Origin of the sequence: Streptomyces sp. NPDC001339 (assembly GCF_042895955.1) — a bacterium.
Taxonomy (GTDB): Bacteria; Actinomycetota; Actinomycetes; order Streptomycetales; family Streptomycetaceae; genus Streptomyces.
The window spans coordinates 193,081-219,695 of record NZ_JBIAWT010000003.1 but is presented as its reverse complement, the minus strand read 5'-3'; the positions used below and the strand labels follow the sequence as shown (position 1 = coordinate 219,695).

Annotated in this window: 17 protein-coding genes; 14 read left to right on the top strand and 3 right to left on the bottom strand. The window is 71.8% G+C overall.

The window, feature by feature from the left end; all coding sequences use genetic code 11:
- Nucleotides 1–136: 136 nt before the first annotated feature.
- Nucleotides 137–997 carry an ABC transporter ATP-binding protein gene (locus ACFY12_RS10000; RefSeq protein WP_390715283.1) on the top strand — a complete coding sequence of 287 codons (861 nt, stop codon included), beginning with the start codon at nucleotides 137–139 and terminating at the stop codon, nucleotides 995–997.
- Between the two features lie 57 nt (nucleotides 998–1,054).
- Complete coding sequence (locus tag ACFY12_RS09995) at nucleotides 1,055–3,619, top strand: ABC transporter permease (protein WP_390715282.1); 2,565 nt, start codon at nucleotides 1,055–1,057, stop codon at nucleotides 3,617–3,619.
- 76 nt (nucleotides 3,620–3,695) lie between these two features.
- On the opposite strand, the gene ACFY12_RS09990 is transcribed toward ACFY12_RS09995, so the two are convergent.
- On the bottom strand, nucleotides 3,696–4,418 hold the full coding sequence (locus ACFY12_RS09990; protein WP_390715281.1) for an SDR family oxidoreductase: 723 nt from the start codon (nucleotides 4,416–4,418) through the stop codon (nucleotides 3,696–3,698).
- A gap of 137 nt (nucleotides 4,419–4,555) precedes the next feature.
- Between ACFY12_RS09990 and ACFY12_RS09985 the strand changes: the two genes are divergently transcribed.
- Nucleotides 4,556–4,936 carry an ArsR/SmtB family transcription factor gene (locus ACFY12_RS09985; RefSeq protein ID WP_390715280.1) on the top strand — a complete coding sequence of 127 codons (381 nt, stop codon included), beginning with the start codon at nucleotides 4,556–4,558 and terminating at the stop codon, nucleotides 4,934–4,936.
- Between the two features lie 38 nt (nucleotides 4,937–4,974).
- Here the strand turns inward: ACFY12_RS09985 and ACFY12_RS09980 are convergent, their stop codons facing one another.
- Nucleotides 4,975–6,345 carry an Ig-like domain-containing protein gene (locus tag ACFY12_RS09980; RefSeq protein WP_390715279.1) on the bottom strand — a complete coding sequence of 457 codons (1,371 nt, stop codon included), beginning with the start codon at nucleotides 6,343–6,345 and terminating at the stop codon, nucleotides 4,975–4,977.
- A gap of 384 nt (nucleotides 6,346–6,729) precedes the next feature.
- Between ACFY12_RS09980 and ACFY12_RS09975 the strand changes: the two genes are divergently transcribed.
- Nucleotides 6,730–7,614: a universal stress protein gene (locus ACFY12_RS09975; RefSeq protein WP_390715278.1), complete on the top strand. Its 885-nt coding sequence runs from the start codon at nucleotides 6,730–6,732 to the stop codon at nucleotides 7,612–7,614.
- Between the two features lie 43 nt (nucleotides 7,615–7,657).
- Here ACFY12_RS09975 and ACFY12_RS09970 read toward each other — a convergent pair whose 3' ends face one another.
- Nucleotides 7,658–7,954, bottom strand: a complete 297-nt coding sequence (locus tag ACFY12_RS09970; protein WP_390715277.1) for a hypothetical protein — start codon at nucleotides 7,952–7,954, stop codon at nucleotides 7,658–7,660.
- 427 nt (nucleotides 7,955–8,381) lie between these two features.
- On the opposite strand from ACFY12_RS09970, the gene ACFY12_RS09965 reads away from it, so the two are divergent.
- From ACFY12_RS09965 to ACFY12_RS09920, 10 genes are all read left to right on the top strand, one after another.
- Entirely contained in the window at nucleotides 8,382–8,675 is a 294-nt protein-coding gene (locus ACFY12_RS09965) for a hypothetical protein (protein ID WP_390715276.1), read from the top strand.
- 227 nt (nucleotides 8,676–8,902) lie between these two features.
- Nucleotides 8,903–16,642, top strand: coding sequence for an SDR family NAD(P)-dependent oxidoreductase (locus tag ACFY12_RS09960; RefSeq protein ID WP_390715275.1), 7,740 nt, complete (start codon nucleotides 8,903–8,905; stop codon nucleotides 16,640–16,642).
- A 67-nt stretch (nucleotides 16,643–16,709) separates the two neighbouring features.
- Nucleotides 16,710–17,354 carry a DUF6230 family protein gene (locus ACFY12_RS09955; protein ID WP_390715274.1) on the top strand — a complete coding sequence of 215 codons (645 nt, stop codon included), beginning with the start codon at nucleotides 16,710–16,712 and terminating at the stop codon, nucleotides 17,352–17,354.
- A complete protein-coding gene (locus tag ACFY12_RS09950; protein ID WP_390715273.1) occupies nucleotides 17,345–17,755 on the top strand; it encodes a DUF6114 domain-containing protein in 411 nt (136 codons plus the stop codon). Before ACFY12_RS09955 ends, ACFY12_RS09950 begins: the two co-directional genes overlap by 10 nt.
- Nucleotides 17,752–18,603 carry a hypothetical protein gene (locus ACFY12_RS09945; protein ID WP_390715272.1) on the top strand — a complete coding sequence of 284 codons (852 nt, stop codon included), beginning with the start codon at nucleotides 17,752–17,754 and terminating at the stop codon, nucleotides 18,601–18,603. Before ACFY12_RS09950 ends, ACFY12_RS09945 begins: the two co-directional genes overlap by 4 nt.
- A gap of 333 nt (nucleotides 18,604–18,936) precedes the next feature.
- A complete protein-coding gene (locus ACFY12_RS09940) occupies nucleotides 18,937–20,274 on the top strand; it encodes a phenylacetate--CoA ligase family protein (RefSeq protein WP_390715271.1) in 1,338 nt (445 codons plus the stop codon).
- Nucleotides 20,271–21,638 (top strand): MFS transporter, encoded by a 1,368-nt coding sequence (locus ACFY12_RS09935; protein ID WP_390715270.1) that lies wholly within the window; start codon nucleotides 20,271–20,273, stop codon nucleotides 21,636–21,638. The genes ACFY12_RS09940 and ACFY12_RS09935 overlap by 4 nt, the downstream gene beginning before the upstream one ends.
- Nucleotides 21,635–22,795: a GNAT family N-acetyltransferase gene (locus tag ACFY12_RS09930; protein WP_390715269.1), complete on the top strand. Its 1,161-nt coding sequence runs from the start codon at nucleotides 21,635–21,637 to the stop codon at nucleotides 22,793–22,795. The genes ACFY12_RS09935 and ACFY12_RS09930 overlap by 4 nt, the downstream gene beginning before the upstream one ends.
- Nucleotides 22,792–23,958 carry an acyl-protein synthase gene (locus tag ACFY12_RS09925; protein WP_390715268.1) on the top strand — a complete coding sequence of 389 codons (1,167 nt, stop codon included), beginning with the start codon at nucleotides 22,792–22,794 and terminating at the stop codon, nucleotides 23,956–23,958. Before ACFY12_RS09930 ends, ACFY12_RS09925 begins: the two co-directional genes overlap by 4 nt.
- On the top strand, nucleotides 23,955–26,582 hold the full coding sequence (locus tag ACFY12_RS09920; protein ID WP_390715267.1) for an acyl-CoA reductase: 2,628 nt from the start codon (nucleotides 23,955–23,957) through the stop codon (nucleotides 26,580–26,582). The genes ACFY12_RS09925 and ACFY12_RS09920 overlap by 4 nt, the downstream gene beginning before the upstream one ends.
- Nucleotides 26,583–26,615 lie beyond the last annotated feature (33 nt).

Below are 26,615 nucleotides of genomic sequence, written 5' to 3'. Positions count from 1 at the left end.
CGCACTACAGAACCGCTACGGCACTACAGAACCGCTACGCAGCAGAGCGGACGCCGATACACAGCGGCCCAGGCCCCGATACGTTCCCCCGACACCCTTCGGAGTGCACCTTTCCGCACCCGAAGAGGAGTCCCCCGTGACCGCCGACCCCTTTGCCCCGCACACGCCGCACACGACGCCCGGGATCGCGGCCGCCGCCACCGGCCTGACGAAGGTCTACGGCAGCGGCGACACCCGGGTCGTCGCCCTCGACCAGGTCAGCATCGAATTCCGCGAGGGCGAGTTCACCGCGATCATGGGCCCCTCCGGCTGCGGCAAGTCCACCCTGATGCACTGCGCCGCCGGTCTCGACTCGCCCAGCTCCGGCAGCGTCCGTATCGGCACCACCGAACTGAGCACGCTCAACGACCGGCAGCTCACCCATCTGCGCCGCGACCGGATCGGCTTCATCTTCCAGGCGTTCAACCTGCTGCCGACGCTGACCGCGCTGGAGAACATCACGCTGCCGCTGACCATCGCCGGACGCCGCCCCGACCAGCAGTGGCTGGACCGCGTGGTCGCCATGGTCGGCCTCACCCAGCGCCTCGGCCACCGGCCCGCCCAGCTGTCCGGCGGGCAGCAGCAGCGTGTCGCGGTGGCCCGCGCCTTGGCCTCACAGCCCGCGATCATCTTCGGCGACGAGCCCACCGGCAACCTCGACTCCCGCGCCGGGGCCGAGGTCCTCGGCTTCCTGCGCGACTCGGTGCGCGAGCTGGGCCAGACCGTGGTCATGGTCACCCACGACCCGGTCGCCGCCGGCTACGCCGACCGCGTGGTCTTCCTCTCCGACGGCCGCCTGGTCGACGAGATGACGCACCCCACCCCGGACCGCGTCCTCGACGTCATGCCGCGTCTCTCCGGGAGCGGTCACCCCAGCGCCGGGAGCGGCGGCCACGCCAGCGGCTCCGCCGCGCAGCCCCGGACCCCCGGCTCCGACGCCCGCTCACGCACCAGCTGATCCGCGCCCGTACCGCACGTTCCGGTCCCTCCCCCATCCCCTCCCCGAAAGCTGCCCATGCTGAGAACAGCCCTGCGCAACGTCCTGGCGCACAAGGCCCGTCTGGTCATGACCGTCCTCGCGGTCTGCCTGGGTGTGGCGTGCGTCTGCGGCACCCTCGTCTTCGCCGACTCCTCCGCCGCGGCCCACCGCGCCGCCCTGTCGAAGAACTTCGCCGACATCGCGGTCACCGTGACCGCGAAGGCGCCCCCGCCGGGCGCCGCGGCCGACCAGCACACCGGCGTGCTCGACGACGCGCTTGCGCGGAGACTGGCCGACGTACCCGGTGTCGCCGCCGTGCGGCCGTCGGCCGACGGCTCGGCCACTCTGAACGCGGCGGACGGCACCCCGCTGCGCGCCGGCAAGGTATGGGCGAACCGGGCCGCCGCCTACGTACCGGGCAAGGACGGCAAGGACAGCCGCTATCCGCTGGTGGAGGGCCACGCCCCCACGAGCGGTGAGGAACTCGCCGTGGACAGCGGCACCGCCGCCGCCGGCCGCTTCCGCCTCGGCGACACGGTCACGCTGGCCACCGACGGGCCGGTCATGACCAAGCGACTCGTCGGCATCGTCACCACCAAGGACACCCGGGTGACCGCCGGCGGCACCCTCGCCCTGTTCGACAGGGCGACCGCCCAGAAGCTGTTCGCGTCCCCGGGCCACTACAGCGCGATCGATCTGTCCGCCGCCCCCGGCACCGACCAGTTCACGCTCTCGCGCCGGGTCACCGCCGTGCTCCCGGCCGACCGGGCCGAGGCCACCACCGGCTCCGCCCAGGCCGACCAGCAAGCCATCCTCGTCGACACCCTGACTCGGGGCCACGCGAAGATACCGCTGGTCTTCGCGGGGGTCGCGCTGTTCATCGGCTCGTTCCTGATCATCAACACCTTCACCATGCTGGTGTCGCGGCGCACCCGTGAGATCGCGCTCCTGCGGGCGGTCGGCGCCTCGCGTCGCCAGGTGGCCCGCTCCGTCCTCCTGGAGGCACTCCTGGTCGGCCTCATCGCCTCGGCGGCCGGTTTCCTGCTCGGCCTCGGCATCGCCTCGGTGCTGCCCGGCATCCTGAGCACCGGCGGGGACACGCTGCCCCAGGGCCCCCTGGTGATCGGCCCGAGGTCCGTCGTGGCGGCGCTCGGCGTGGGCGTGGGCGTCACCGTGCTCGCCGCGTGGCTGCCGTCCCGCAGGGCGGCGAGGGTCGCGCCCGTCGAGGCGATGCGTACGACGGAACAATCGCCCTCCGCACAGCGGTCCCGGATCCGCGGGGTGGCGGGCCTCGCCCTCCTCGTCCTCGGCGCCGGTTGGCTGGTGTCGCTCTCGGGCGCGAAGGACGCGTCGGAAACGAACCTGCAGAACGCCATGTTCGGCTGCGCCCTCCTCGTCGCCGGCCTGATCGTGCTCGCCCCACTGCTGGCCGGCCCCGTGATCCGGCTGACCGGACGGCTGACCGGCCGCTTCGGCATCACCGGACATCTCGCCCGCGAAAACGCGCTGCGCGACCCGCGGCGCACCGCGGCCACCGCCGTCACCCTGATGATCAGCACCGCGCTGGTCACCGGGCTCGCGGTCATCGGAAACTCCACCGGGCAGGCCCTCGACCGCCAGGACGCGGCCGGCCTCGGCGCGGATTACGTGATCAGCTCCCGCACCACCATGACGGGCGTCGACCCGGCGGCCGTACGGCGTGTGGCCGACACCTCCGGGGTGCGGACCGCGAGCGCCGTGGCGGACTCCACCCTGTTCGTCGGCGGCAAGGTCCGGGAGCTCTCCGGCGTCGACCCCGACACGGTGAACGACGTCATGAAGCTGGACTTCGTCAGCGGCTCCGCGAAGGATCTCGGTCCGGGCCGGATCGCCGTTTCCAGCACGCTCGCCCGGGAGCAGGGCGTGAGCGCGGGCGGCAAGATCAACGTCGGTATGGGCCGGAACCAGGCCTTCAAGCACTACACCGTCGCGGGCGTCTACAAGGACAACCCCGTCGCCCATGACGCGCTCGGCGCCCGCACCGAAGTGGCGCGGAACAGCTACCTGCCCCACTCCGTCCAGCGCATCCTCGTCCGCACCGACGACGGCGCGGCCTCGAAGACGATCGAGGAGCGACTGCGCACCGCCGTGGGCAACAGCCCACTGCTGAAGGTGCAGGACCGGGAGCAACTGGTCCACGAGGCCGCCGGCACCATGGGCGACCTGCTGAACGTGATGTACGGGATGCTGGCCATCGGCGTCGTGATCAGCGCGCTCGGCATCGTGAACACCCTGGCCGTGTCGGTCTCGGAACGCACCCGCGAGATCGGCGCGCTGCGCGCCCTCGGCATGGACCGCACCGGCATCCGGCGGATGATCCGCCTGGAGGCGGTGACCGTCGCCGCGTTCGGCACCCTCCTCGGCCTGGCGGGCGGACTGTTCTGCGCCTGGGCGGTCGGCGCGCTGGCCAACGGCGCGCTGGAGCAGTACTCCCTGGCACTGCCCTGGGGGACGCTGTTCCTCGTGTGCCTGGCATCCCTCGCGATCGGCGCGCTCGCAGCCGCCGTCCCGGCCCGCCGGGCAGCCGCCCTGAGCCCGCTGGAAGCCGTCGCGGACGCGTAATGCCGCCCCATGCGGGAGCAGTGGGGACAGTGGCCACGACCTGCGGATCAAGTCGTGGCCACTGCCCCCCATTGGGTCAGAGGGAGCGGGCGGCGCCGCCGTCGATGCGCAGGGATGCGCCGTTGATGTAGGCGGCATCATCGGAGATGAGGAAGGCGGCGAGTTTGCCGACCTCGGCGGTGGTGGCGTAGCGCCCGGCGGGGATGCGGGCGAGGAACTCCTCGGTTTCCGGGTAGGAGTCGACGAATCCCGGCAGGATGGCGTTCATGCGCAGGCCGTGGGCGGCGTACCGGTCGGCGTAGAGCTTGGTGAACGAGGACAGGGCCGCGCGGAGGCTGGAGTTCACCGGGATGATCCCCATGGGCTCGAGCGCGGTGTACGAGGAGACGTTCACGAAGGCGCCTGTGCCGCGCGTGAGCATATGCGGGGTGACCAGGCGGGCCATGCGCGCCACGGACAGCAGCACCATGTCCAGGCCGTCGTGCCACATCTCATCGGTGACCTTGAGCAGTTCGTCGTTGGCGGTGTGGCCGCAGCCGTTGACGACCGCGTCGATCCGCCCGTAGGTGTCCATCGTGGCGTCGACGAGGCGTTGAAGGTCTTCGGGTGAGGTGAGGCAGCCGGTCGTGGCGACGGCGCCCAGATCCTGGGCGAGGTCGCGCACGTTTTCGCCCCGGCTCAGCAGGGAGAGCCGGTAGCCGCGGCGGGCCAGCTCGGTCGCGATCCCCCGTCCGATGCCCGAGCCTGCGGCGGTGACGATGGCGACGGGCTCGTCGGCCCGGCTCGGGGTGGTGCTCATGGGCTTGCTCTCCGACTGGGTCCGTCCAGGTCCGCCTGGATCCATCTGTACGAGAAACACCATACAGTCGAACAATGAGAGCGCGGACAATGAGAGCGGACAAACGGCCAGTATGTGACCTGTCGTACAGTCGAAGAATGCATGTCGCCCACCACCCTCACCGCGACCAGCTCCACATCGAGAACGTTCTCGCCGCCCTGGGCAACCCCGTCCGCCTGCGCATCGTCCGCGAACTGGCGGCCTCCGAGGGCGAGCGCACCTGCGGCAGCCTCCCCCTGGACGTCACCAAGGCCACCGCCACCCATCACTGGCGCGCACTGCGCGAGGCCGGCATCACCCGCGAGCACAAACAGGGCCGCTACAAGGCCGTCGCCCTGCGCCGCGACGACCTCGACGCCCGCTTCCCCGGCCTCCTCGACGCCGTCCTGGCCGCCACGCCGCCCTCCGGCACGGCACCGGAACCGGAAGCGGAACCGGAGCCGGAAGCGGATCAGCCGCCCTCACCGACATCATCCTGATCGCCTGGACACCGGACAGCCGCCGAACCAGGCACGGCTCACACCGCGCTGCCCGTCTGCCACTCGCTCCAGGACAGGTTCCACCCGTTGAGGCCGTTGTCGGGCTTGACGGTCCGCTCGGGCGAGTTCTTGACGACAACGACATCGCCGATCAGCGACTGGTCGAAGAACCACTTGCCCGGAGTGTCGCCCCCACCGCCCTGGACGTCCCGCAGGCCGATACACCCGTGGCTGGTGCCCGAGCGTCCGAAGTTCGAAGCGTCGCCCCAGTAGTTGCCGTGCAGGAACGTACCCGAGGTCGACAGCCGCATGGCGTGCGGCACATCAGGGATGTTGTAGGTGGATCCCGGCTTGGTGAAGCCGACGGTCGAGCTGTCCATCCGGGTCTCCCGGAGCTTCTCGGAGATGACCATCTGGCCGTTGTAGGTCGGGTTCCGGGGGCTGCCGCCGGATATCGGCACCGACTTGACGGTCTTGCCGTCCCGCACCACCGTCATGGTCTGGGTGTTCATGTCGACGGTGGAGACCTGTGACCGGCCGATGGTGAAGGTCACCGTCCTCGACTGCACGCCGGTGATGCCCTCGCCGCCCCGCACCCCGTCCAGGGCGATCTTCATCGTGACCTTGGAGCCGGCCTTCCAGTACTCCTGGGGACGGAAGTCCAGACGCTGGGCATCGAACCAGTGGCCGACGACCTTCTGGCCGCTGCTGGAGGTCACCGCGATATGGGACTGCACGCCCTTCTTGTCGGTGATCGGCTTGTCGAACTGGAAGGACACCGGCATGCCCACGCCCACGGTCGTGCCGTCCTCAGGGGTGTAAGCGCCCGTGAAGCTGTTCTTCGAGGAGACCGTCGTGAACGTGGCCTGTTCAGAGGTGGTTCGGCCCTCGGCGTCCTTGGCCTTCGCCACGATCCGGTACTTCGTTCCGCGCTCCAGCTGCGCCGACGGTTTCCAGGAGGAACCATCGGACGCTGTCACACCGGCGATCTCCTTGCCGGACTCCGCGGCGGTCAGCTTCACTTGGACCAATGTGCCACCGCTGACCCGCACCCCCGTACTACTGATGCTCGCGTTGGTGGCACCGTTCTTCGCCGATACGGTGATCCTTACGCCGGAGCCATCCTTGGCACCAGCAGCGCCGTTCTTACCGCCCTCGCCGTCCGCGGAGCCGCCCCCACCGCATGCGGTCAGCGCCAGCGCCCCGACCGCGAGCAGAGCCGAGGTGACGAGGGAGCCGGGTATCCTCCGGGACCGACGCGCCGCACCGGATGCCAACTGCTCATCGGTCAGGAGCAGTTGGGAGCGTGGTGGGCGGAACCGAGAGGGCACGGGGTTGGCCGGCGTTGTCACGAGCTGCTCCCTGCAGAAGAGTGGGCCGAGGGCTATGCGATGTCGGCGGCCGACCATAGAGGGAACTTCTCAACGCTTCTCTTAGAAATCCTCCTGAGGGAGTCACGCATCCGTCGGAGGGGTTCACACATCCAGCGTGACGTGGCACGTCCAGCCGCGAGCCGCTCGTGCCAGCCGCGCCGACACCGATGTCGTCCGAGGACCGTGGCGTGCGGCGGTCATCTCGTCCCTCATCAGCTCGTATCGGAGCGGTCCGGGCCCACATCCGAGAATACGCGTGCACATGCGCAGGGGCCCGGCGAGCGCTATGTGTGGAAGTGGCACATCTCGCCGCAAGGGGGCTGCCCCGACGGAGGAGACGCGATGACTCATACGGACGGGACCCATACGGACGGGACCCATACGGGCGGGACCCATACGGGCGGAACTCAGGCAGACGGGATGAATCAGACGGACGGGCGCCTGCCGATCGTGATCGGTGTCGACCCCGATCCGTCCCAGCGCACGGCGCTCGTCTGGGCTGCCGACGAGGCGGCCCGACGGCACCTGCCGCTCCTGCTGCTCCACGCTCAGGGCGTACCGACCCCGGGGTACCGGCCGACGGGCGGGCGGCCCTCCTGGGAGGAGTGGAACGCGGCGCTGCATGTGGCAGGCGACCACAACCTGCGCGAGGCCGTCGCCTTTGTCGAGACCCGGCAGCCAGAGGTACCGGTGTCCGGGCTCCTGGCAGAGGGGGACCCGGCATGGGTACTGCGTGAGCAGGCGCAGCACGCCACCGCGGTCGTACTGGGCTCCTGGCATCTGAGTGCGGTCCAGGAGCTCTTCACCTCCGCCGCCGTCGCCCTGCCGCTCATCGCCCATGCCCCCTGTCCCGTGGTGGTCGTACCGGAGCCGCAGCGCGTCACCGAGCATCCGCCGTACTTCGTGGTCGGGGTGGACGGCGGAGCCGAGTCCACCGCCGTCGTCGACTTCGCCTTCGAGGAAGCCGCCCTGCACGGCGCGGGCCTGCGGGCGCTGTACGTATGGCACCCACCACGGTTCGGGGGTGCGGACGAGGAGGCGGCGCTCCAGGAATGCCGTCGGCTGCTTTCGGAGGCGGTGGCCGGGCGTGGTACCGCGCACCCGGAAGTGGCGCTGGACCATGAGGTCGTGCGCGGCCACCCGGTCCGGGTCCTCACCGAGCGGTCCGCACACAGCCTCGGCCTCATCGTGGGCACCCGCGGGCACGGCGGTTTCACCGGCATGCTGCTGGGGTCCGTGAGCCAGGGCGTGCTGCACCACGCCCGCTGCCCGGTCCTCACCGTCCCGCACGCGCACGACCGGTAGCCGACCGGTAGCCGATCCGTCCGGCGGCGGCGTGCCCGGGCGCCTACATGCCCGGATGGTCCGGCACGGGCGAGGCGGCGACGGCGTCGTCGAGGATCTGCTCCCGCGCCGAGATGATCAACCTGTTGAGCGCGGTGGCCAGCGGGAGGATCTCGCCGGGCCGGTCCGGGTCGGTGATCCGGCCGCTCGATGCGTCGAGGAAGGTCCTCGCCTTCCGGATCAGGCCGTGAGCCTCGGGGGTGGTGGGAAGCGCGTCAGCCTTGATCAGGTTGAGCAGCGTCTCCAGCGCACTGGCCAACTCCCGGACCGCTTCCCGCATCTCGATTTCCTCGGAGTCCATGCTCCATACGATCGTGGATCGGAGGGGGATATGCCACGCCGCCACCTCGGCCGCGGAAGCCCGGCAGCGCGCTGCCCGCCGTCGGCGGAGCCGGGGTGGTACGGACGACGGCCGGAATCCGACTGCGGCTACGTCAGCGACAGCGACAGCAACACCAAGAAGCAACTGCGACTGCGGACAGACGAACACATCAATCATTCGATGATGATCGGGTGATCGCGATCGGGAACGCGCCCACCGGCAACCTCATTTCGTCGTACAACACCTCAACTCGGGCTAGCCGACACCCGGTCGGCGAGGGTGCGCGCATCGGACCTGGTGACGGACCTAGCGCGTCGCCGAGTAGATGAGGGAAATTCGCATTACCCTCCATACTGCCCAAATTCGATCGATTACGGATCGAATCCGATCAATCTCCGGAGATGAAATGCGCATGCTTCGCAAGGCTGCCGTGGTGGTGGCCGTTCTCGGCAGCGTCGGCCTCCTCGGCGCCGGCACCGCTCACGCCGGCGGCGAGAAGGAGGGCCGGAAGGACGGCACCCACTTCGACATCAAGCAGGGCACCTCGTGCCGGTCGCACGACCTGAACGTCGAAGTCCTCGGCACGATCGGAATCCTCGACGGCGCACTGGGCAACGCCCTCGGCGGCGAAGGCGCCCCGGGCACCCAGCAGACCAAGATCGGCTCGTCCCTGGGCTGCAACAACATGGCCGGCAAGTAACGGAAGACGAGTCCCGGCACCCGGACCTGCGGGCCCGGATGCCGGGACTCACCGCCGAGAGGACGCTCCAAGACCGGCGAAAGTCAGGAAGACCGGCGAAGTCCAGCCCATTTGAGCACTCTTTGTAGCTGTATGCTCACTCAGGGTCACAGGGCCGCGGCACATCGCCCACTCATGCTGCCCATAGGGCTGCTTGTCTTCCGTCTTTGTAGGAAAGCTGGTCGTTCATGCATGACAACAAGGCAGCGTCACCGGACCGGGCGATCGCGGTGGTCGGGGCGGCATGCCGCCTGCCGGGCGGCATCCACGACCTCGACGGGTTGTGGGCCGCGCTGGTGGAGGGCCGCGATGCGGTCGGTGAAGTGCCGGCGGAGCGCTTCGAATCACGCCGGTTCGCCGACACCTCGATGCCGCGGACCGGCAAGAGCTACACGGTCGCGGGCGGCTTCCTCGAAGACATCGCCGGGTTCGACGCGGCCTACTTCGGCATCGCGCCGAAGGAGGCCGCGCACATGGATCCCCAGCACCGGCTTCTGATGGAACTGGCCGTCGAGGCGCTGGACGACGCCGGTATCGCCGCCGAGCGGCTGGCCGGGTCCGATACAGCCGTGTACGTGGGGGTCTCCGACGCCTCCTACGGGGCCCTGCAGTTGATGGTGCCGGAGAACGTCAACGCGTACACGATGTCGGGTGGCGCGTCCTCGATCGCCGCGAACCGGCTGTCCCACTTCTTCGATCTGCGCGGCCCCAGCATGGCGGTGGACACCGCCTGTTCCTCGTCTCTGGTGGCGCTGGACCGGGCCTGCCGCACTCTCCTCGACGGCAGCAGCCGGGTAGCGCTCTCGGCCGGGGTCAACGCGCTGCTCAGCCCCTACCACTATGTGGGGTTCTCCCAGGCGGCCATGCTGTCGCCGACCGGCCGGTGCGCCTCGTTCTCCGCCCATGCCGACGGGTTCGTACGCGCCGAGGGCGGCGGCCTCGTCGTCCTGAAGAAGCTGGCGGACGCCGTGGCCGACGGTGACCGGATCCACGGGGTGATCCTGGGCACCGCGTCCAACAGCGACGGCAGGACCATGGGACTCGCGCTGCCCAACCCGGAGGCACAGGAAGACCTGCTGCGCTCCGTGTACGCGCAAGCGGGCGTGGCGCCGGACGAGTTGGTCTACCTCGAGGCGCACGGCACCGGCACCCTGGTGGGCGACCCGCTGGAGTGCCGGGCCATCGGCCAGGCCCTGGGCCGCCGCAGAGCCGGCGGAGAGCTGCCGATCGGCTCGGTCAAGACCAACGTCGGGCACCTGGAGCCCGCTTCCGGGATGGCAGGGCTGCTCAAGGCGCTGCTCGTGCTGCGGCACGGGACGATCCCGCCTTCACTGCACGCCTGCCCGCCCAACCCGGACATCGATTTCGCCGGGCTCAACCTCGCACCGGTCACCCGCTGCCGCCCCATCGGCACTGTCGACCGGCCGGTCGTCGGGGTCAACTCCTTCGGTTTCGGCGGCTCCAACGCCCATGCCGTTCTCACCTCTTCGCCGGCACTGCCGCCCGCTCCGCGGGAGGGTTCCGGCGGCCAGGAGGCGCCGGGACGCACCGAACACGCCGGGCACGCCGAGGCCTACCCGGTGATCGTCTCCGCACGCACGCCGGAGGCCCTGGCCGAGGCGGCGGCCCTGCTGGCCGACCGGCTGGCGACCGCCACACCGCGGGAGTTCTACGACATCGCCTACACCACGTGCCGGCGCCGGGGGTTGCACCCGCACCGCGCGGCTGTGCTGGCCGGTCCCCGGGGCGCCGTCCAGCGGCTGCGCGGTCTCGCCGGACCGCGGGCCGGCACCGGGAATGCGGAGGGCACCCCTCATACGGAAAGTGCCCCGTCCACAGAGGCTGCCCCGCCCGCAGAAGGTGCCCCGCCCGCGGCGGGCGAGCCGGGGCAGGAGCAGGGGCCCTTCATCCCGCTCCCGCGCGACGACGAGCGCGACGGCTCGGTGGGCACCACCGCCCAGGCGGTCCAGCATGGGCGGATCGCCTTCGTCTTCTCCGGCAACGGATCGCAGTGGGCCGGCATGGCGGCCGATCTCCTCGCGAGCAGCACAGCCTTCCGGGAGGCTGTGCTGGCGATCGACGCCGCACTGGCTCCGCTGCTGGGCTGGTCGGTCGCCGAGGAACTTGCCGTGCCGGCGGAGCAGGCGCGTCTGGCGGCCACGGAAATCGCCCAGCCGCTGCTGTTCGCCGTACAGGTCGGCGTGGTGCGGATGCTGGAGGAACAGGGCGTCACCCCGCACAGCGTGCTGGGGCACAGTGTCGGGGAGGTCGCCGCCGCCCATGTCGCCGGGGCGCTCGATCTGCGGCAGGCCGCCCAGGTGATCGCCGAGCGCAGTCGTACCCAGGCGGCCACCGCGGGAAGCGGCCGGATGGCCGCCGTCACGCTGCCGCCGGCGGAGGCAGCGGAGGCGGTGGCGGCGATCCCCGGGGTGGAAGTGGCAGCGGTGAACAGCGGGCGCGATGTGACGGTCGCCGGTCTGGCTGCTGAACTGCGGGGATTCTGCGCACAGTTGGCGCGGCGCGGCGTGGCCTGCACGGAACTCGACCTGGACTACGCCTTCCACAGCGCGGCGATGGACCCGGTCGAGGAACCGCTCCGCCAGGGGCTGGCCGGTCTGCGGCCCGCGGCGACAAGAATCACCATGCTCTCGTCCGTGACCGGTGACCGGATCGAGGGCACCGCTCTGGGCGCGGATTACTGGTGGCGCAACGTCCGTGAGCCGGTGCGGTTCGCCTCGGCGGTGGAGCAGGCGATGGACGACGGCGCGGATGTCTTCGTGGAGATCGGGCCGCACCCCGTCCTGCGGTCCTATCTGCGCCGTATCGCCCACTCCCGGCCCCGGGCGGTGATCGCGGTGACGGCGACGCTGCAGCGCGGCCGGGGCGGGCAGGGCACGGTACGTCAGGCGGTGACCACGCTCATGGCCGCAGGCGCCCAGGTGGACTGGAGCGTGTACTTCCCCCGGCAAGGCCGGGTGGCACACCTGCCCGCGTACCCGTGGCAGCGCGAGCGGCACTGGAACGGCACCCCGCAGATGTGGATGCGGACCAGCGGGTCGGGGCACCTGGACCACCCGCTGCTGGGCGAACGGCTGCCCTCTCCTGTACCGACCTGGCAGGGAGCCGTCGAACCCGCGCTGACGCCATGGCTGGCCGACCACAAGCTGGCGGGCTCGGTCGTGGTCCCGGCGACGGCCTACGTCGAGATGGCGCTGGCCGCCGGCCGTCTCACCCTCGACGAGGCGGTGGAAGTGGACTGCCTGGAGATCACCCGCCCCCTGGTCGTGCCCTGGGCCGCGGACGCCGGCACCGTCCGCGTCCAACTGGCCGTCACCCCGGACGACGGAGTGGTGAGCATCACCAGCACCGACACGCAGTCCCGGCGGCCGCGGCAGCACGTACGCGCGAGGGTCCGTGCCCTGCTCGGCCGGGCACCGGCGGCCCTCGACGTCCCCGGGGTACGCGCACGCTGCCCGCGCCTGGTGAGCGGCGCGGAGCACTACGACGCGGTGGGACGCCTCGGTCTCCAGTACGGCCCCGCGTTCCAGGTGCTGCGCGCACTGCACGTGGGAGACGGTGAAGTGCTGGCGGCGTACCGGCACGAGGCGGCCACCGAGGAGTACAAGGCGCACCCCGCCCTGCTGGACGGGGCCCTGCAGGCGGGCGCGCCGCTGGTCGGCGAGGCCGTGGCGGACGGCACCGTGTATCTGCCGGCTGCCGTCGGGGCAGTCCGCGTGTGGCGTACGCCCGCCGCGGCCGGCTGGATCCATGTGCGGCAGCACTCGTTCTCGGCGAACGAAGCGTGCTGGGACATCGTCGTCACCGACGAAGACGGTACGGTCAGCGTCGAACTGCGCCGGTGCCGGCAGCGGAGGCTCGCCGGCAGCCACCACGCGCCGCTGACGACACATCACACGGAGTTGCGCGCCCAGCCCCGGGCCGGCGATCCGGTCGCGGGTGAGCCGCCTGCGGCACCGGCGGACATCGCGGCGGCGGCCGCCGGGCGGATCGCCGCCCTCCGCGCGGACTGGCACGAGAAGGACTATGCGGGGTGCATGGCCCTGTTCAAACAGGCCGCTGCCCACCGCCACGCGGCCGCCATCGCCGCTCTGCTTCCGGACGTCTCCGCTCCCTTCGAGGTGGCCGACCTCATCGCGGCGGGCATGGAGCCCCGGCGCAAGCCCTACCTCGCCTGCATGATCCCCGAACTGGTCCGGCACGGACTGCTGGAGCAGGTCGGGGGCGGACGGCTGCGGCTCACGCGCTCGGTCTTCAACGACCGGGAGCTGCTGCGCCGGATGACCCTGGAGTTCCCGCAGGCGTCCGTTGAGAGCCGGCTGGCCATCAGCACCATGCGGGAGGTGCTCACCAGCGACGGCCGGGACCCTTTGGAGATCCTGGTGTCCGACGGCAGCCTCACCGATGCGGAGCAGTTCTACGACACGTCCGTGACTGCTCGCTTCCACAACCGTGTTGCACAAGCCCTCCTGCGGGAGACGGTGCGGGTGTGGCCGACCGACCGGCCGCTGCGCGTCCTGGAGGTGGGGGCGGGCACCGGCGGCACGACCGCCGCCCTGCTTCCGTTGCTGCCACCCGAACGCACGCAGTATGTCTGCACCGACGTCTCACCGGCCTTCCTGACGCGCGCCCAACGCCGCTTCGCCGCTTATGACTTCGTCACGTACCGGCCCTTCGACCTCGATGCCGACCCGGTCGGCCAGGGTCTGCCGGAGGCCGGCTTCGACCTCGTGATCGCCGCCAATGCCCTGCATACCGCGCAACACCTGGAATCGGCGGTGCGCCGCATCGGCACCCTCCTGGCGTCCGGCGGACTGCTGCTGGGGCTCGAGGGCCACGATCCGCACCTGCTGGCACCCTACTTCGGCACCCTCGACAGCTTCTGGGACCGCACCGACCACGAGGAGCGCCCGGACTCACCGCTGCTGCCCGCGGACCAGTGGCCCGCTCTGCTGGAGCGGTGCGGCTTCACGGACGTCGTCCGCACCGGCGACGACGCGGACCCCTGCCGCGAAGACTTCTCCGTGCTCCTCGCCGCGGCCCCCCGGCGCGAGGTCGCGCCACCACCGCCGCTGCCCGCCCACCGACCGGGCCGCCGGTGGACCATCGCCGCGGAGACGACCGCAGAGCTGGGCCTCGCACGGGCCCTCGCGGCGCTTGTGTCACCGCCCGACGGCGGCGCCGCCACACCGGTGCGCCTGCTGGTGGACGGCCCGGTCGACTGGGCAGCGGAGTTCGGGGAGGACGTCGCGGACGTCTGCGTCATCCTCGGCGAGGCTTCCGGGCCGGACCCCGCCCAGGAGGTGGAGCGGGCAACCGGGCGCGCGGCCCTTATGCGCGCGGTCACCGCTGCCTGTGCCCGCCTCGCGGACAGCGGACGGGCGTCCCTGACCATGGTGACCCGGCCCAGTGGTGCACTGCCCTCCCCCGAACGCGCCATCGCGCCTCAGGACGCCGCCGTGTGGGGCATCGCGCGGACCCTGGCCAACGAGGCACCGCGGCTGTCCGTCCGCACCATCTCGCTGGACCGCGACGGCGAAACCGCGACCGACGCCCACCGCGTCGCCCGCGAACTCCTCTCGGACGACACCGAGACCGAAATCGTCATCACCGCGAGCGGCGGCAGATTCGTGCCCCGTGAGCTGGTGCTGCCTGCCGCCGGACCGATGACGGAAGCCGCCCCGGCGGCGGACTCGTTCGCACTGGACGTCCGTTCGCCCGGGCTCTCCTACCAGCTGGCATGGGTGGAGAACACCCCTGCCACGGCGGGCCCCGGTCAGGTGGCCGTCGCCGTACGGGCGGCTGCCCTGAACTACCGGGACATGATGCAAGCGGTGGGGCTGCTGCCGGCCGAGGCGGTCGAGGGGAAGTACGACGCGGTGGGCCTCGGCCTGGAGTGCGCCGGCGTCGTCACCTCCGTCGGACCGGACGTCACCGGCTTCCGGCCCGGCGACCGCGTGTACGGACTGGCGCCGGCCTCCCTCGCCTCGCACACCGTCACCGCGCACCAGGCCCTGGGGCACATCCCCGAGGGGATGAGTTTCACCGAGGCCGCCACTCTGCCCGTCGCGTTCTCCACCGTGCACTACAGCCTCGACCAGCTGGCCCGGCTCAGGGCCGGGGAGACGGTCCTGGTGCACGGCGGCGCGGGCGGAGTCGGACTCGCCGTCCTCCAGTACGCGCGGATGCGCGGGGCCCGCGTGATCGCCACGGCGGGCACTCCCGCGAAACGGGAACTGCTGCGGCACCTGGACGTCGACCACGTCCTGGACTCACGCAGCCTGGAGTTCGCCTCCGGTGTCATGGAGGCCACCGGCGGACAGGGCGTCGATGTCCTCGTCAACTCCCTCGCGGGCGAGGCGATCACGCGCGGTCTGGAACTCCTGCGCCCCGGCGGCCGCTTCATCGAACTGGGCAAGCGCGACATCTACGAGAACAAGCCGCTGCTCCTGCGCCCCTTTCGTAACAACATCGCCTTCTTCGGCGTCGACCTCAGCGCCCTCGCCTTCGACCCGGTCCATGGTGCGACGCTGTTCGCGGCCGTCACCGAACGCGTACGCGACGGGTCGTACCGCCCGCTGCCGCACAGCATTTACCCCGCTGCCCGGGTGGCGGAGGCATTCCAGCTCCTGCAGCACTCGCGCCACGCCGGCAAGGTCGTCGTCGCCTTCGACCCGCTGGACGAACCCGTCCCCGTCGAGCGGCGCAGGAAGACACCGCGCCTGGACGCACAGGGCACGTATCTGGTCACCGGCGGCCTGGGCGGCTTCGGCGCCGCGACGGCCGGCTGGCTCGCGGAGCGGGGCGTGCGCCACCTCGCACTGGTCAGCCGCCGCGGCGAGCAGGCACCCGAAGCCCCGGCTGTACTGGCCGGCCTCGCCGCGCGCGGTGTCCAGGCCACCGCATACGCCGCCGATGTCGCCGACCTCGCGGCCATGCGGCGCGTCATCGAGGACATCGACGCGGGCGGGCACCCGCTGCGCGGCGTCGTCCACTGCGCGATGCGGCTGGAGGACGATCCGCTGACCGAGCTCACCGACGAAAGGTTCTCGGCCGCGCTGTCCCCGAAGGCGGCGGGCGCGATGGTGCTGGACCGACTCCTCGCCGGGCGCGAGCTGGAGATGTTCCTGATGTACTCGTCGGGCACGACCGTCATGGGCAACATCCGCCAGGCCAACTACGTCGCGGCCAATCTCTGGCTGGAAGCCCTGGCCCGGCACCGTCGCGGCCGCGGGACCGCCGGACAGGCGATCGCCTGGGGAGCCATCGGTGAAACCGGCTATGTCGCCCGCAACGAGCTGACGGCCGTCCTCAGCTCCGCCGGTATCGAACCCGTATCGCTCAGGGAGGCGTTCACCGCTGCCGACGTGCTGACGGGCAGTGGCCTCGCCGTGGCAGGCGCCGGCCGTTACAACTGGGGGCGTATGCGCCGTCTGCTGCCCGCTCTCGCGGCGCCCCGGTGTGCCACGCTGCTTCCCGACCACATGGAGGAAGCCGAATACACCCGGGAGGAGATCCTGCGGGCACTCGCGGCCATGTCCGTCCAGGACGCGACGCGAGCCGTCGCGGATACGCTCGCACGCCTCCTGGCCGACGTCCTGCACCTGGACCACAAGGACCTCGACCACAACCGGCGGCTCGACGAGTACGGCCTGGACTCCCTCATGATCGCCGAGCTGCTGGTCTCCGTACGCGGACGCTTCGACATCGACATCCCGCCCCTGGAGCTGCTGCGCAGTGGCGGCACCATTACCGACATCGCCCATCTGGTCCTGCTGCGCCTCGGCCTCTCGGGAACGTCCGGAACCGCCGCCGGTGACGACACGGCCACCTCCGAAGCGACCACGGGACCGCCCGAGGACCGTATCCCGGCCGGTGTCGGACCGAACGGGGGAACTTCCCCCCGCTGATCCGGCTCGCACGTATCCCGCTCACGGCGGCCGCGTTGGGCCGAGGGACACCACAGGAAGGACACCGATGGCACGTCATCGCGCGACGCGGCGCGGCTCACGAAGACGCGGTGGCGGCGCGCCCACCGCGGGCACCAGCTGGCGGCGGGTGGCCGTGTCCGCCGTGCTCGCACTGGCCGGCTCCGCGACGACGGTGTGGAGCACCACGGCGGCCGGAGTGCCCGTGAGCTTCGCAGTCTCGGGCAGCACCTTCCAGGTCACCGCGGACCAGCTCAACGGACGCGAGGCCGTCCAGTACGCGTCGTTCGACAAGGACGCGCGCGGCCGCAGCCGGCCGGTGGCGGTGGCGGGGATCGGCCACGCCAGACTCACCAACGTCTGCCAGTCCTCGGTGGCGCGCACCCCGTTCGGTCCCGTGACCCTGACCATCCGCGGTGGCCGCGGTGCCCTGGTGACCGCGGAGGACCTGGTGATCGACCTCCAGCAGGTCCGCGGCGATCTGCGCTTCGGAGACGTCCAGATGGGGCGGGACGCCTCCCGGCTGGACGCCGCCGGTTCCCTCACCGGCGGCGTCCTCGGGGCGTACGGCCAGCAGGCGAGGACGCTGGACATCACCGATATGCGGTTGAGCGCCTGGTCGCTGGCCGCCGGCTCGTTCTCCCTGCACGACGCGACCATGTCCATCCGCCCCGGGAACCGTCCATGCGTCTGAAAGCCCCGCAAGCCCCGTTCGCCGTTCGCGGCCGCCCATGGGCCGCGGCGGCCCTGCTCTGCGCGGCCGGAGCGGAGCTGGCGTACTTCCCGCTGCGGCGCCCCGAGTACCTCGGCTTCCAGGGGACGGCCGCCACCTCGGCGCTGCTGATCGCCGGCGCCCTCGTCGGCTGCGGCCTCCACACGGCCGCGCGGCCCCACCGGGCCACGGTCAGCGGGGTCGCCGCGATCGTGCTGGCGCTGCTCTCCTTCCCCCTGGCCAACCTCGGCGGGTTCTTCGCCGGCATGCTCCTGGCCATCGCCGGCGGCGCGCTCGCCGTCGGATGGCGGACCGGTGACACCGGCGGCCGCACCGGCCCGGACGCCCCTCCACCGGTGCCGGGCGGCAAGGCGGCCGAATGAGGCGGCTGTCCGGCCGCGCGCTGGCCGCCGCCGTCCTGGTGCTGCCGGCCTCCGCCCTCGCGGCACCGGACGCGAACGGCATCCGGCCCGGGCCCGTCGCTGCCGCACCCGGGACGACGGCGGCACCCGGGACGACGGCGGCACCCGGGACGACGGCGGCAGCCGGGACGACAGCGGCAGCCGGACACCGGGCCCGCACCGCACCCGGCCCCGTGCCCGCACCGGCCGTGGGAAGGACGCATACGGCCTCCGGCCGCTGCCGGCCGCTGCCACCGGCCACGGACCTCGGCACAGCCACCCTGGAACAGGCGCGCGTCCTCGCCCGCTGCCTCACCTCGCCGGACGGCGGTCACCTACCGGACGGCGGTCACCTGCCGTCCTGGGGTCCGCCGCCGCACGGTTCCACCGCGGCCGGGGACACCTCGGTTGCGGCCCGGACCCTGCAGGTCACCGGCCTGCTGTGCCCGCTCCCCGCGCTGACCGGGGCGCTGTGCCGCGCCCGGTCCGTGACCCTGCGAGGCGCCCGGATCGCCTACGGCTCCGGATCCGGCGTCTGCCTGTCCGCGCCCACCGTCACCGTGCGCGGAGACATCCGGCTCGCGGCGCGCTGGATCACCGGCCGCCTCCTCGGCCTGCTCCCCGTGGGCTTCTCCACCTCCCTGTTGCCGCCGGTGCCCCTCCCCTACGCCGCCCTGACCGAGGTCCGCATCGCCGGACTCCGCCTCCGGGCCGGTGAAGTCACCGCCGTACATGGCCGGATCACCCCGGGCGGCGAATGTTTTCGGCCGGCATCGCGGCCGGAAACATTCGCCGGGTCGCCGTCGGCGCGAGAGGACGCCACGGGATGACACTCGGCCCGAAAGGCGACCGGGAAGCCGAGTTACCGGGAGGCCGAGTCACCGTGCAGCCGAGTTAACGTGAAGACGGGGAATCCGGCGGATGCACGGTGGCAGCCGGTAAGGGAATGGCGGCCGACAGGCATCCCTTTTCCGCCAAGTCGGATGTCGCCGGGCACATCGCTCATGACATAACATCACCGATCGAAGTCACCAACGCAGAATGGCGTTCGGCAGGGGCCCCACCGGGTTTTCCTGAAACGCCTGCTGCCGACTCCACACCACAAGCTGGTGCCGCACACCCCGTGGCACCGGTTTCCTCTGCATGCCGAAAAACAGGAATCAATGCCCGTTCAACCATTGTCGGAACTCATACGCTTCGTGCGTGGCAACTCGCCCTTCTACCAGGACCTCTACGCCGGACTGCCGGACCGGGTGGACGAGTTGACGGACCTGCCGGTCATCCCGCATGACGCATTCTGGCGAGCCAACACACCCCGCAACAACCGACTTCTGACCGGACCGCTCGATGAGGCGGTGGTCTTCAAGAGCGGCGGAACGACCGGGGCTCCGAAGTTCTCCGTCTATACCCGCGAAGAATGGCGAGAATTCACCTCCGCGTTCGGCGGCGGACTCGTCGAAGCCGGACTGCGCCCCGGCCACCGCGTCGCCGACCTCTTCTACGCCGGGGAACTCTACGCAAGCTTCAGCTTCATCCTGGATTCCCTCCACCGCGCTCCCGTGGCCAACGTACGGCTGCCGATAGGGGGCGCCGCGCCGCTCGAATCGACCGTCGAGACGCTGACGGAATTCGACGTCGACGTCGTCGCCGGCACCACCACGACGCTCTGCTCCCTGGCCGACCACCTCGTCGGCGAAGGACGCCAACTCCCCGGAGTGGAGATCCTGTTCTTCGGCGGCGAGGGGCTGTTCGAGGACCAGCGGCCGCTGCTCGGCAAGGCGTTCCCCCGGGCGCAGGTCCGCTCCATCGGTTACGCCGGTGTCGACTCCGGCCTTCTCGGGCAGGCCGTACCGGGTGCCGACCCCCGCGTCCACCGGGCGTTCACGCCCCACACCGTCGTCGAGATCCTCGACGAGAACACCGGCGAGCCCGTCACCCGCAACGGCGTCGCGGGCCGCGTCGTCGTCACGGACCTGCGCCGACGGCTGATGCCCATCCTCCGCTACCCCGTGGGCGACCGGGCCGAATGGACCGACGCCGACGCCGGGCACTTCCGTATCCTCGGCCGCGCCGAGGAGGGCGTCCGCGTCGGTGTGGTGTCCTTCTACACCCACGACGTGCACGGCCTGGTGCGTTCCGCGGACCCGACCGGCCAGGTGACCGGCGTGCAGCTCGTGGTACGCCGCTGGGACGGCCGGGACGGACTGGTGCTGCGGCTGGCCGCCGACGAAGCGGCGGTCGGCAGGCATCCGGCCACCGGCGGCCACGGAGACCCGGACGGCCACGGAGACCGGGACGGCCGCGGGGACCCGGACGGCCTCGGGCACCTGGCCGGCGCCATCACCAAGGAGCTCCTCGCGGCCCGGCCCCTGTACGCCGCGGAGGCCGACGCCGGACGCATCCACCCGCTCGCCGTGGAGTGGGTCCGCCACAGCGACCTGGCCGTCAACTCCCGCACTGGCAAGCTGATCCAGGTCCTCGACGAACGGCCGCACTCATGACGGCGGCACCGGCCCGGCGCCGTCTCCCCGTCGTCCTGCGCAACCGGGCCTTCGGCACCGTATGGGCCGCACAGGTACTCACCCAGGCCGCGAGCCGGATGTTCCAGGTCGGCGTGGTGTGGTGGCTCGTCGCCCACGCCGTCGGCAGCGGCGGTGACCGCGGCCTCGCCTCCGGAGTGTTCCTCGCGGTGAGTACGCTGCCCGCGGTGGCGCTCGCCCCGTTGGTGGCCACCGTCATCGCCCGCTGCCGGCACCGTACGGTGCTGGCCTCGGCGGCCGCCCTGGCGGGCCTGGTAGCCGCCGCCACCGCCGGCTGGACCTGTGCCGCGCCGCCGCCCATGGCCGTCGCCTACGGGGCCGCGCTGCTGCTGGCCGGCTGCCAGGCCCTCTTCGATCCGTGCCTGACCACCTCCGTACCCGAACTCGTCGACGACGCCGACATCGAGGAGGCGACCGGGTTCGAACTCGCCACCCAGTCCCTGGCCGGCCTGGCCGGCGGGCTGCTCGGACCGCTCATCGTGGACGCCTGGGACCTGGCGGGCATCGTCTCCGGATGCGCCGGCGCGTACCTCGCCGCCGCGGTGCTGGTCTCCGTCACCCGGTTCCCCCGGGGCGCCACGGGGGCGGGGGGCGCCGACCCGGCCGACGGCGTACCGCCCCGGCGGACGCTGCGTCAGATCCTGGCCGACCACCGCTTCATCCGGCGCGTGCTGCTCTGCTTCGCCGCGGCGAACGTCTTCACCACCGCCGTGTACGTGGTCATGCCCCTCTACACCCGGTCCGTGCTGCACGCACAGGGTTCCACCGTCGCCGCGCTGGAGGCGGCCCTGGGCATCGGCACGCTGCTCGGGTCGTTCACCGGTGCGCGGCTGCGCGGTTCGGCCACCACCGTCGGCGGGGCCTGCCTGGCGCTGATGGCCGCGGCTCTCGGGACGCCCGGCCTGTTCCCCGACCGGACCGCCGCCATCGGGGCCCTGGTCGTCGCGGGCTGGTGTGTGGGCGCCATCGGAGTGCGGTTCGTCGCGCTGTTCCAGCGGCTGGTCCCGGCCGAGGACAAGCCGGGCTTCTTCGCCATGATGCAGGCGCTGCTCGGCGCGACCTTCCCGCTGTCCTCACTCGTCTTCGGCGCCCTCGGCGACCACCTGTCCCCGCAGGTCCTGTGCCTGCTGCAGGCCGTCGGGCTGGTTCCGGTCGCCGCGGCGCTGTGGTGGTCCGGCAGGCGCGCCGGTGCGCTGCCCGAGGCCGCCTCCGCCGCCCCGGCCGCGTCCGGTTCCGCAGCGCCCGCCAAGCCCGTCGAGCCCGTCGAGTCGGTCGAGTCGGTCGAATCCGCCGTCGGCGTCGTGCCGCTGGGGGATACCCGATGACCACCACCCTCCAGCCGGCCGCACCCCAGGACATCGCCGAACTCCGGCAGCTGTACTTCGACGTGTACGGCCACGGCTACCCGGTGGCCCTGGGCAGCGATCCGACCGAGATGCACCGCCTGATCACCGACCCGCACTGCCACTGGCTCACCGCGCGCCGGGCCGACACCGGCGAACTGGCCGGGTCCGCGGTCGTGCAGACCGACCCGGGCAACCGGGCCGGCAAGCTCGTCGGTCTCGCGGTCCACCCCCGTCACCGTCAGCACGGGCTGGCGAGCCGGCTGACGGGCGCGGTCACCGCCGACGCCTTCGCCACCGGCGCCCTCGATTCCGTCCACACCACCGTCCGTCTGGTCACCCAGGCCCCGCAGCGGGTCGTCGCCCGCAACGGGTACCGGCCCCTCGGTCTGCTGCCCAACGCCGCCGATGTGTCCGGCTGCGAGACTCTGGCCCTGTTCGCCTGCTACGCCGACGGCGTCCTCGACCGCCGTGAACCGGTCACCGCCGTCCCCGAGGCGCTGGTGCCCCTGCTGGAAGCCGCCGAGGGCACCGTCGGGATCTCGTACGCCGGGGTCCGGCCGCTCGCCCCCGGGGACCTGGAGCTCCCGGCCGCCGCCGCGACCGCGCACCCGAAGATCCGCACCGCGATCGAAGTGATCACCGCCCCCGGCTTCGTACGCCGGCGGTTCCGTGAGCTCTTCCCCGATCCCGCGGGCGCCCACGTCCCGCTGCATACCCCGAACACGGTGCTGACCCCGCCGAACGGCGAGTTCGAGATCTACGCCGACCTCGACCCGGTGGCCGGCAGCTGCGCCCTCGTCGCGGTGCACCCGTGTCCGTCGGCCGCCACCCGGGCCCTCGATTCGCTCATGACGGCCCTCAGCCGGGCGGGCGCCGACTACGTCGAGACGCTGGTGCCGCTGTCCGACACCGCGGCGCTGTGGGCGTTCCTCTCCTCCGGCTTCGTGCCCAGCGCCTGCTATCCGGCCATGCGCCGGATCGGCGACCGCTTCCACGACTATGCCGTCCTCTCCCGTACCGACCGTCAGATCGACTTCCGGACCACCGCCGTCAGCACGCTGCTCCAGCCGTACCTGGCCGCGTACCTGACCTCCTGGACGTCGACCTACCTGCCCCGTCACGAGGTTGTCCGATGAACCCGCATCTCGCCCCCGTCGAGGTCCCCGACCCGGCGGCCCTCGCCGCCGTCCAGCGCCTGTGCGACCTCCCCTCGCCCTATGCGAGCGGACCGGAGACGGACGCCCTGTTCGCGGCCGCCATGGCCGAGTCCCACGCCTGGCACGCGGAGCGCTCCCCGCTGTTCCGCTCCCTCCTCGCGGACACCCCCGAGGTCCCGGCGCCCACCGTCGGCACGGCCGTCCGCACCCCGCTGCTGCACGCCAACTTCTTCAAGCGGCACGAAGTGCTCTCCATGGCGCGCGACGACGTCTTCCTGCATCTCACCTCGTCCGGCACCACCGGTCAGAAGTCGCAGATGTTCTTCGACGAGTGGACCATCCGCTCCGCGCAGCGGATGGTGGCCCGCATCTTCGACCACTACGGGTGGATCACCCCCGATCAGCCGGCCAACTACCTGCTCTACAGCTACGAGCCCGCGCCGGAGGTCCGTCTGGGCACCTCCTTCACCGACAACTACCTGTGCGACTTCGCGCCGGTCCGGCACACCACCCACGCCCTGCGGCACACCGGGACCGGCCACGAATTCGACGTGCACGGCTGCATCGCCGCTCTCCGGCGCTACGCCGAAGAGGGGCTGCCGGTACGCATCCTGGGCTTCCCGGCCTTCCTGCACTTCACCCTGGAGCGCATGCGGGCCGCCGGCATCCCACCGGTCCAGCTCCCGGAGGGCTCGCTGGTGGTCCTCGGCGGCGGCTGGAAGGGCCACGCCGACCGGCAGATCGCCAAGGAGGACTTCTACGACGAGGTGACCCAGCAGCTCGGCATTCCCCCGGAGCGGATCCGGGACACCTACGGCTCCGTCGAGCACTGCGTGCCGTACATCGAGTGCGCCCACCACCGGCTGCACGTACCGGTCTGGTCCCGCGCCGCCGTACGCGACACCCGGACCCTGCGACCGCTGCCGTACGGCGAACGCGGCTACCTCCACCTGGTGTCCCCGTACATCACCTCGGTCCCGGCGCAGAGCGTCGTGATGGGGGACCTGGCCTCGCTGCACCCCGGCGACGAGTGCGGCTGCCCCCTGATCACACCGTGGTTCACGATCCACGGCCGCGCCGGGGTGAGCCGCAACCGCAGCTGCGCGGTCGCCGCCGCCGAACTCCTGAAGGGAATGTCATGACCTCCGAACTCCACTTCTGGCAGGGCGCGTTCATCGGCGCCGACGAGGCGGCCGACCGGCTCGCCGAGCTGCCCGACCTCGTCGCACGCACCCTCGCGGAGCCGCTGTCCGCCGAGACCGTGCTGGTGGCCTGCGACACCCTCGGCCGCGCCCTGCGCGATCCGGACAGTGACGTGCACGCCCGGCTCCTGGGCCGGATGACCGAAGGCGTCCCGGCCGCCGACCGCGCGGACGCCGCGGCCACCCTCACCGAGATCGCGGACGCCCTCGCCCGGCCCGCCCTCGAACGCAAACTGCGGCGCGAACTCGGCGGGCCGCGTCCCGAACGCCTCACCCGCCCCGACGCACGCGAGACGGTGTACGAGGCGTGGGCCCCGGTGGGACTGCTGGTCCACATCGCCCCCGGCAACGCCGCGACGGTCGCCCCCCTGAGCGTCGTGGAGGGCCTGCTCGCGGGCAATGTGAACGTCCTCAAGACCAGTAGCAGCGACACCGCGCTCGCCCAGCACCTGCTCGCCGAACTCGCCGCCGCGGACCCCACCGGGGCTGTCGGCCGCCGGATCGTCGCGCTGCGTTTCCCCTCCAGCCGCCAGGACCTGATGCGGTTGCTGTGCGAGCCCGCGGACGCCGTGGCCGTATGGGGCGGCGAGGACGCCGTACGGGGAGTCGCGGCCCTCATCCCGCCCGGCTGCCGGCTCGTCGAATGGGGTCACAAGATCTCGTTCGGCTACCTCACCCGCGACGCCGCGACGGACCGGGACAGCCTCGCCGCGCTCGCCGCCGACGTCTGCCGGGCCGAGCAGCAGGCGTGCTCCAGCCCGCAGGTCATCTACCTCGACACCGGGGACCACGGTGACACCAGGGACCACGGTGACACCGGCTCCGGCGGCGCCCCCGAGGCTTGTCCGGACACGGCAGAACTCTTCGCCTTCGCTGAGCGGTTCGCCGCCGTACTCGACGAGGTCTCCGCCACCTTCCCCCTCCCGCACCCCGAACCGGAGCCCGACGCGGCCGAGCAGGCGGAGATCACCACGACCGAACTGGTCGCCCGGGCCGAACAGCATCTGGGGCTGACGAAGGTCATCACCGCCGACGACGGCAGCTGGCGGGTCTTCGCCGACGTCCGTCCCGCCCTCACCGCCTCCCCGCTGCACCGCACCGTCTGGATCAAGCCCCTCCCCCGCCAGGAGATCACCGCGACCCTGCGGCCCATGCGCCGCTACCTCCAGACCGCCTCGGTGGGCGGCAGCCGCGCCGACATCGCCCGGCTCTCCAAGGCGCTCCTCACCGCGGGCGTCCAGCGGATCACCCCGCTCGGCGCGATGCTCGACAGCTACCACGGCGAACCCCATGACGGCGTCTACGCCCTCCAGCGCTACAGCCGGCGGGTCAGCGTGCAGGCCACCGGCGCGGAATTCTCCGCCACCCCGTGCCTGGACGACCTGATCGCCTCCGCCACGCCGCCCGCCGCACCCACCGGCCCGCTCATGGACAAGTCCGCGGCCCAGGACCAGCTGCGGTCCCTCGCGCCCGAACACGCCCAGCTGTACTTCCGCAGCGGCGGCACCACCGGCGCCCCGGCCCTGTCCGTCTTCACCTGCGACGACTACGACACGCAGATGCGCGCCTCGGCACACGGCCTGCTCGCCGCTGGCTTCGACCCGGCCCGCGACCGCGCCGCCAACCTCTTCTTCTGCGGGGAGATGTACGGCAGTTTCATCAGCTTCTTCTCCATCCTGGAGCGGCTGAACGCCACCCAGATCCCGATGGCCGCCGGCCCCGACCACGAGGCCATAGCCGAGGCCCTCGTCACCTATCAGGTGGACACCCTGTTCGGCATGCCGTCCTACCTGTGGCAGCTGTTCCACAGCCAGAGCGAGCGGCTGCGCTCCTACGGCGGTATCCGCAAGGTCTTCTACGGCGGGGAGCACTTCACCACCGAGCAACGCCGCATCCTCACCGAGGAGTTCGGCGTGCGGCTCATCCGCTCCGCCGCCTACGGGAGCACCGACCTGGGGCCACTGGGCTACCAGTGCACCCACGCCCGCGGCACCGAGCACCACGTCCTGACCGACCTGCACACGCTGGAGATCCTCGATCCGCAGGAGGACCGCCCGGTTCCCGCGGGGCAGCCGGGGCGACTGGTCTTCACCACCCGGACCCGGGCCGGACAGCGCCTGGAGCGCTACCAGATCGGCGACCTGGGCCGGGCCGTGGACGGGCCGTGCCCCTGCGGCAGCCACACCCCGCGCATCGAACTCCTCGGACGCTACGGCGACGTGTTCCGCATGGGCACCTACCACTTCAACTACCGCCGCTTCACCCAGGCCGCCGAGGAACACCTCGGCTACCGGGGCGAGTTGCAGCTCGTCCTGACCTCCGCGGCCGACCGCGAGCAGCTGACCGTCCGCCTGGACGAGCGGTACGCCCCCGATCCGGACGAGGCTCGCGCGGCGCTGCTGGCCCACATCCCGGAACTCGGCTCGGCGGCCGGTGCGGAAGCGCTGCTGACCTGCACGGTCGAGACCGCCGACACGCTCGCCTTCGAACGCACCCCCACCAGCGGCAAACTCCGCACCGTCATCGACCGCCGGGCGGCGGCCACTGCCACTGCCACTGCCTGACGCGAAGTCCGGCCTCTGGGACCTCTGGCCCCT